At 70.0% G+C, this 6,187-nt stretch carries 6 protein-coding genes and 1 pseudogene; 2 read left to right on the top strand and 5 right to left on the bottom strand.

Annotation, left to right across the window (positions count from 1 at the left end; translation table 11 throughout):
* Together BM237_RS21140 and recX are read left to right on the top strand one after the other, a co-directional pair.
* On the top strand, positions 1–496 hold a 496-nt coding region (locus tag BM237_RS21140; RefSeq protein WP_483883298.1), incomplete at its 5' end, for a recombinase RecA family protein.
* Positions 382–1,030: pseudogene (recX, locus tag BM237_RS21135) on the top strand (recombination regulator RecX); the annotation flags it as partial. The gene BM237_RS21140 and the pseudogene recX, both read left to right, overlap by 115 nt.
* 46 nt (positions 1,031–1,076) lie before the next feature.
* Here the strand turns inward: recX and BM237_RS21130 are convergent.
* The 5 genes from BM237_RS21130 to BM237_RS21110 all read right to left on the bottom strand — a co-directional run bounded on the left by BM237_RS21130 (position 1,077) and on the right by BM237_RS21110 (position 6,175).
* Entirely contained in the window at positions 1,077–2,642 is a 1,566-nt protein-coding gene (locus BM237_RS21130; protein ID WP_093851291.1) for an FAD-dependent monooxygenase, read from the bottom strand.
* 189 nt (positions 2,643–2,831) lie between these two features.
* The gene (locus BM237_RS21125) at positions 2,832–3,740 is read right to left on the bottom strand and encodes an amino acid ABC transporter permease (protein ID WP_093851290.1); all 909 of its coding nucleotides are present in this window, start codon (positions 3,738–3,740) and stop codon (positions 2,832–2,834) included.
* Positions 3,737–4,414 (bottom strand): amino acid ABC transporter permease, encoded by a 678-nt coding sequence (locus BM237_RS21120; protein WP_093851289.1) that lies wholly within the window; start codon positions 4,412–4,414, stop codon positions 3,737–3,739. Before BM237_RS21120 ends, BM237_RS21125 begins: the two co-directional genes overlap by 4 nt.
* 102 nt (positions 4,415–4,516) lie before the next feature.
* Entirely contained in the window at positions 4,517–5,344 is an 828-nt protein-coding gene (locus tag BM237_RS21115) for a glutamate ABC transporter substrate-binding protein (protein WP_412721835.1), read from the bottom strand.
* 54 nt (positions 5,345–5,398) lie between these two features.
* On the bottom strand, positions 5,399–6,175 hold the full coding sequence (locus BM237_RS21110) for an amino acid ABC transporter ATP-binding protein (RefSeq protein ID WP_093851307.1): 777 nt from the start codon (positions 6,173–6,175) through the stop codon (positions 5,399–5,401).
* Between the last annotated feature and the right edge of the window lie 12 nt (positions 6,176–6,187).

The raw sequence follows: 6,187 nt of genomic DNA, 5'->3' as shown, positions 1-6,187 counted from the left end.
GCGGGCGCTGAAGTTCTACGCCTCGGTGCGGCTGGACATCCGCCGGATCGAGACGCTCAAGGACGGCACGGACGCGGTGGGCAACCGCACCCGGGTGAAGGTGGTCAAGAACAAGGTGGCGCCGCCGTTCAAGCAGGCGGAGTTCGACATCCTCTACGGGGTGGGGATCAGCCGGGAGGGCGGGCTGATCGACATGGGGGTGGAGCACGGCTTCATCCGCAAGTCGGGTGCCTGGTACACCTATGAGGGCGACCAGTTGGGGCAGGGCAAGGAGAACGCCCGCAACTTTCTGCGTGACAACCCCGATCTGGCCGACGAGATCGAGAAGAAGATCAAGGAGAAGCTCGGCATCGGCCCGAAGACCGAGGTCCCTGAGGGCGAGCCGGGTGCGGAAGCGGCCGGAGCCGAGGCCGCTCCGGCCGCGGCGGCGAAGACGGTGCCCGCACCGACGACGCGTGCCAAGGCGGTCAAGAGCACCGCAGCGGCCAAGAGCTGAGCCGTGGCGGGACGTCAGGGGGAGCCACCGGCAGACCCGGAGGAGCGGGCGCGGGCGATCTGCCTGCGCCTGCTCACCGGAACGCCGCGCACCCGCGGGCAACTCGCCGAGGCACTGCGCAAGCGGGAGATCCCCGAGGACGTCGCCGAGTCGGTGCTCTCCCGGCTGGAGGACGTCGGGCTGATCGACGACGCGGCGTTCGCCGACGCCTGGGTGGAGTCCCGCCACCACGGCCGGGGCCTCGCCCGCCGGGCCCTCGCCCGGGAACTGCGGCACAAGGGCGTGGACTCCGAACTGATCGACCATGCGGTGGAGCAGTTGGATCCGGAGCGGGAGGAGCGCACCGCCCGAGCCCTGGTGGAACGCAAACTGCGCGCCACCAAGGGGCTGGAACGCGACAGGCGGCTGCGTCGGCTCGCCGGGATGCTGGCGCGCAAGGGCTACCCCGAGGGGCTCGCCCTCCGGGTCGTGAGGGAGGCGCTGGAAGCGGAGGGGGAGGATGTGGAGGAGTACCCCCTGTACGGCGGGGACTGAGCCGCACGGTGCCGACCGGCGGTGACACCGGTCAGCGGCGGCGGGATCACGGCCCCGCTGTGGTCGCCTCCCCGGCCAGGGTGCCGCGCACCACGTCCACACAGGCACGCAGTTCGCCGGTCCGGGCGCCGGGCAGCGCGGTCACCAGATGCCCGTCCGGGCGGATCACCAGGGCGGTGTGGGCGACCGCGCCCGGATAGCTCTCGGCCACCAGCAGCTCAGCGGGCACCGGAAGCCGCTCCACCACCGCGGCCAGCTCCGGCATCAGCCCGGCCGACAGCCAGTGGCGGCTGTCCCACACATGAGTGCCGGGCGCGATCAGCAGCACCAGCAGCTCACCGCCCAGCCGCTCCCACAGCCGCCCTCGCGTTCCGTCCAGGGCCGTCACCGGTACGTCCCGCACAGGCGACCCCGGCTCGGTCCCGACCGTGAGCGCTCCGGGGACGGTGTCCTGCCCGGGCGCCAGCGGCGAACGTCCGTAGCCCGGGGGTGCGCCCAGCGGCCCCTGCCCCAGGTGCCCGTCCGTCAGCAGCTCCAGATGCCCTCGTGAGGCACCGGACAGCAGAGTGCGCAGTCCCCCGCCTCCGCGCACCAGAGGCAGCGCCTGGTCGAGGGCGCGCAGCCGGGCCCTCATCGCGCCGCGGCGCTCGGCCTCGTAGCTGTCGAGCAGTTCTCCGGGTGCCCGACCGCGCAGGCACAGCGCCAGCTTCCAGGCCAGATTGGCCGCGTCCCGCAGACCCTCGTCGACCGGCTGGGTGCCCAGCGCCCCCAGCAGATGCGCCGCGTCCCCGGCCAGGAAGGCCCGGTCCGAGCGCCAGTGCCGGGCCAGCCGCTGGTGGGCGATGTGCACTCCGGTGTCCAGCAGTTCGTAGGTGGGAGGAGCCTCCCCGCACCATGCGGTCAGGGTGTCGCGTATCCGGGCCAGCAGCGCGTCCGGGGTGACCAGATCGCCACGCGGTGGCAGCAGCCAGTCCAGCCGCCACACGCCGTTGGGCAGCGGACGCGCCACCACCTCGCTCTCCCCGCCGGGCACATCGCGGTGCAGCAGTGCCTCGCCGTCCCAGGGCAGTTCCACTCGCAGGGCCGCCACCGCGTGCCGCTCGACGGAGGTGCGCCCGGGGAAGCGGATCCCCAGCAGCTTGCGCACCGTGGAGCGGGCACCGTCGCACCCCACCAGATAACTGCCCCGCCACCAGGCGCCGGCGGATCCGGGAGCGCCGCGGGTGTGGGCCGAGACCCCCCGTTCGTCCTGCTCCAGCTCGTCCAGGCGGGCCCCGGTGACGATCTCGGCCAGCGGCTCCCGCTCCAGCGCGGCCCGCATGCCCCGCTCCAGGGCGTACTGCTGTATGTGCACCGGCGAGGTCAGGGCGTCCAACTCGACCCGCCGCACCGGCTGTCGCCGCCGCTCGGTGCGCCACGCCGCCCACCGGGCGCCGCCCAGCGTCGCCGCGTACGCCGCGGTGTCCGGCCGCAGGACGCAGGTGCGCGCCGTGCGCTGTTCCACCTCGCCGTCCCCGCCGTCCAGCACCACCGACGGCACACCGTGGCGCGCGAGCGCCAGCGACAGCGCGAGCCCGACGGGTCCCGCGCCGACGACGATCACCGGGTCCACGACGGGCGGCCCTCGCAGTTCTTGCGGTCCGGGCAGTTCTCACGGTCCGGGGAGGGAGGAGGGGGTGGAGCCGATGGAGCCCGGTACACGATCACACCTCGTATGCAACCCACTGCCTGTGCCCCCGTCAAGCGACGGGGGCACAGGCAGTGGATGCACAACGGGCGCGGAAGGGGGAGTGGCGAGCGGCTACTTCCGGGCGTGGGGCTCGACGTGGGGCTCGTCGAACTCCATCTCCGTTTCGCCGCCGCCGTGCAGCACGGCCCCGGTGGACCGCTTGCCGCGCCGCAGCCGCCCCTCCAGCCAGCTCGCGAAGCTGGTGAGCAGGAAGTTCAGCACGATGAAGATCAGCGCGATCACGGTGAAGGCCGCGATGGTGTTGGCACCGTAGTTGGCGGTGATCACCCGCACCTGGCTGAGGAGTTCCATGTAGCCCAGCAGCGCGCCGCCCAGCGCGGTGTCCTTGACGATCACCACGAGCTGGCTGACCAGCGCCGGCAGCATCGCCGTGACCGCCTGCGGCAGCAGCACGTAGAACATGATCTGGCCCTTGCGCATGCCGATGGCCTTGGCCGCGTCCGTCTGGCCCGCGGGAAGCGACAGGATGCCCGCCCGCACGATCTCGGCGATCACCGAGGCGTTGTAGAGCACCAGGCCCGTCACCACGGCGTACAGCGGGCGCACATCGGAGGAGAGGTCGGTGAACTGCGCGTACGCCGCGTTGGCGAAGAACATCATCAGCAGCACCGGGATGGCGCGGAAGAACTCCACCACGGCGCCGGCGGGGACACGGACCCACCGGTGGTCCGACAGCCGGGCCAGGCCGAACAGGGCGCCCAGCGGGAGCGCGATGACGATCGACAGAGCCGCGGCCTTGAGGGTGTTGAGCAGGCCGGGAATCAGATATGTCGTCCACACCCGGCCGTCGGCGACGAACGGCTTCCACTTCGCCGCCTCGAGCTGTTTCTTGTCGGCCATGGTGTCCAGCGCCCACCACAGGGCGAGGGCGAGGAGCAGCAGGAACACCACGGAGTAGAGGATGTTGCGCGCCTTGGCCCGCGGGCCCGGGGCGTCGTACAGAACGGAGAGATCACTCATCGCTTCACCGCCACGCGCTTGCTGACCCAGCCCAGCAGCATGCCGGTCGGGAGTGTCAGGACAACGAACCCGAAGGCGAACATCGCGGAGACCAGGAAGATGGCGTCGCTCTCGTACTCGATCATCGTCTTCATCAGCGCCGCGGCCTCCGCCACCCCGATGGCGGCCGCCACCGTGGTGTTCTTGGTCAGGGCGATCAGGACGTTCGCCAGGGGCGCCACGACGGAGCGGAAAGCCTGCGGGAGGATGATGAGGAACAGCACCTGGAAGAAGCTCAGCCCCAGGGCGCGCGCCGCCTCGGCCTGCCCGACGGGCACCGTGTTGATACCCGAGCGCAGTGCCTCGCACACGAAGGTGGCGTGATAGGCGATCAGGCCGAGCACGGCGAGCCTGAAGCCGATCGTCTCGAAGTCGCTGCCACCGGCCAGCGTGATCCCCAGCGTCTGGAAGAGTCCCAGCGAGGCGGCCAGGATGATGACCGTCAGAGGGGTGTTCCGTACGACGTTGACGTAGGCGGTGCCGAAGGCGCGCATCAGCGGCACCGGACTGACCCGCATGGCGGCCAGGATCGTTCCCCACACCAGGGAGCCGATCGCCGAATAAACGGTGAGCTGCACCGTCACCCAGAAGGCTCCGAGCACGTCGTACTGCCCGGAATCAAGAAAGTCGAACACGTTCTCCCGCGCTCTCGCCTCGTCGGATGGCGTCTCGTCGGACACCGTCGGAGGTGCGGTGCGCCGCCGCCCGCGGACGGCCGCGGCGCACCGCGGACGGCGTCAGTTCGTCTCGGTGATCTCCGGGGCGGGCTCGTACTCGTAGTTGGCCGGGCCGAAGTGCTTCTTCGCGGCCTCTTCCCAGGCGCCCTCGTCGACCATCTTCTTGAGGGCGTCGTTGATCTGCTTGCGCAGCTCGGTGTCGCCCTTCTTCAGGCCGATGCCGTAGGGCTCGTCACTGAGGCTGAGGCCGGCGAGCTTGAACTTGCCCTGGTGCTCCTTCTGCGCCGCGTAGCCGGCCAGGATGGAGTCGTCGGTGGTCAGGGCGTCGACGGCCTCGTTCTCCAGACCGGTCAGGCACTCCGAGTAACCGCCGTAGTTGATCAGGTTGGCCTTCGGGGCGAACTTCTTGTTGACGTTCTGCGCCGAGGTGGAGCCGGTGACCGAGCAGAGCTTCATCTCGCTGCTGTTGAGGTCCTCCTCGCTCCGGACGGTGTCGTCGTCGCTGCGCACCAGCAGGTCCTGGTGGGCGAGGAAGTACGGGCCGGCGAAGTCCACCCGCTCCTTGCGCTCGTCGTTGATCGTGTAGGTGGCGGCGATGAACTTCACATCGCCGTTGACGATCATGTTCTCGCGCTCGGCGCTGGGAGCCTGCTTCCAGACGATGTCCTTCTCGTCGTAGCCCAGCTCCTTGGCGACGTACTTGGCCACGTCCACGTCGAAGCCGGTGTACTCGCCGTCCTGGGTCTTCAGACCCAGACCCGGCTGGTCGAACTTGATGCCGATGTCGATCTTCTCGCCGTCGGAGCCGCTGTCACCGCCGCACGCGGTGGCGGTCAGGGCGAGGACGACGGCGGTGGCGGCCACGAGGCCGGGCTTGCGGAAGGTCATGGTGAACATCCCTGGAGTCGTTATCGTGCAAAGGTCCGCTGAGCCGTTGCCGGATCAGTGGTGGAGGATCTTCGACAGGAAGTCCTTGGCGCGGTCGCTGCGCGGGTTGCTGAAGAACTGGTCGGGAGTGGCCTCCTCGACGATCCGCCCGTCGGCCATGAAGACCACCCGGTTCGCGGCGGAGCGGGCGAAGCCCATCTCATGGGTGACGACGACCATCGTCATGCCGCCCTGCGCGAGCTGCTGCATGACCTCCAGGACCTCGTTGATCATCTCGGGGTCGAGTGCGGAGGTCGGCTCGTCGAAGAGCATCACCTTCGGGTCCATCGCCAGCGCGCGGGCGATGGCCACGCGCTGCTGCTGGCCGCCGGAGAGCTGGGCGGGGTACTTGTCGGCCTGGTTGGCCACACCCACCCGGTCGAGCAGGGAGCGGGCCTTCTCCTCGGCCGCCTTCTTGTCGACGCGGCGGACCTTGAGCTGGCCCAGCATGACGTTCTCCAGCACCGTCTTGTGCGCGAAGAGGTTGAACGACTGGAAGACCATGCCGACATCGGCGCGGAGCCGGGCCAGTTCCCTGCCCTCGGCGGGCAGCGGCCTGCCGTCGATCAGGATCGTCCCGGAGTCGATCGTCTCCAGGCGGTTGATGGTGCGGCACAGCGTGGACTTCCCGGACCCCGAGGGCCCGATGACGACGACGACCTCGCCCCGCGCAATGGTCAGGTCGATGTCCTGAAGGACGTGCAGGGCACCGAAGTGCTTGTTGACATTGTCCAGGACGACCAGGTTCTCCGCCGTCGGTGCGGCGTCCTTGGTCACCGATACATTGCTCATCGGCGTCATTCG

The sequence above is a fragment of the Streptomyces mangrovi genome, assembly GCF_900114215.1.
In the GTDB taxonomy this organism is placed as follows: domain Bacteria; phylum Actinomycetota; class Actinomycetes; order Streptomycetales; family Streptomycetaceae; genus Streptomyces; species Streptomyces barkulensis.
This window is presented reverse-complemented; position numbering and strand designations above follow the sequence as displayed.

Excerpts from the sequence above, each read along its gene's own strand:
- BM237_RS21125 (WP_093851290.1), bottom strand. The coding sequence starts at position 3,740 with ATGAGTGATCTCTCCGTTCTGTACGACGCCCCGGGCCCGCGGGCCAAG.
- BM237_RS21115 (WP_412721835.1), bottom strand. The coding sequence starts at position 5,344 with ATGACCTTCCGCAAGCCCGGCCTCGTGGCCGCCACCGCCGTCGTCCTC.
- BM237_RS21110 (WP_093851307.1), bottom strand. The coding sequence starts at position 6,175 with ATGAGCAATGTATCGGTGACCAAGGACGCCGCACCGACGGCGGAGAAC.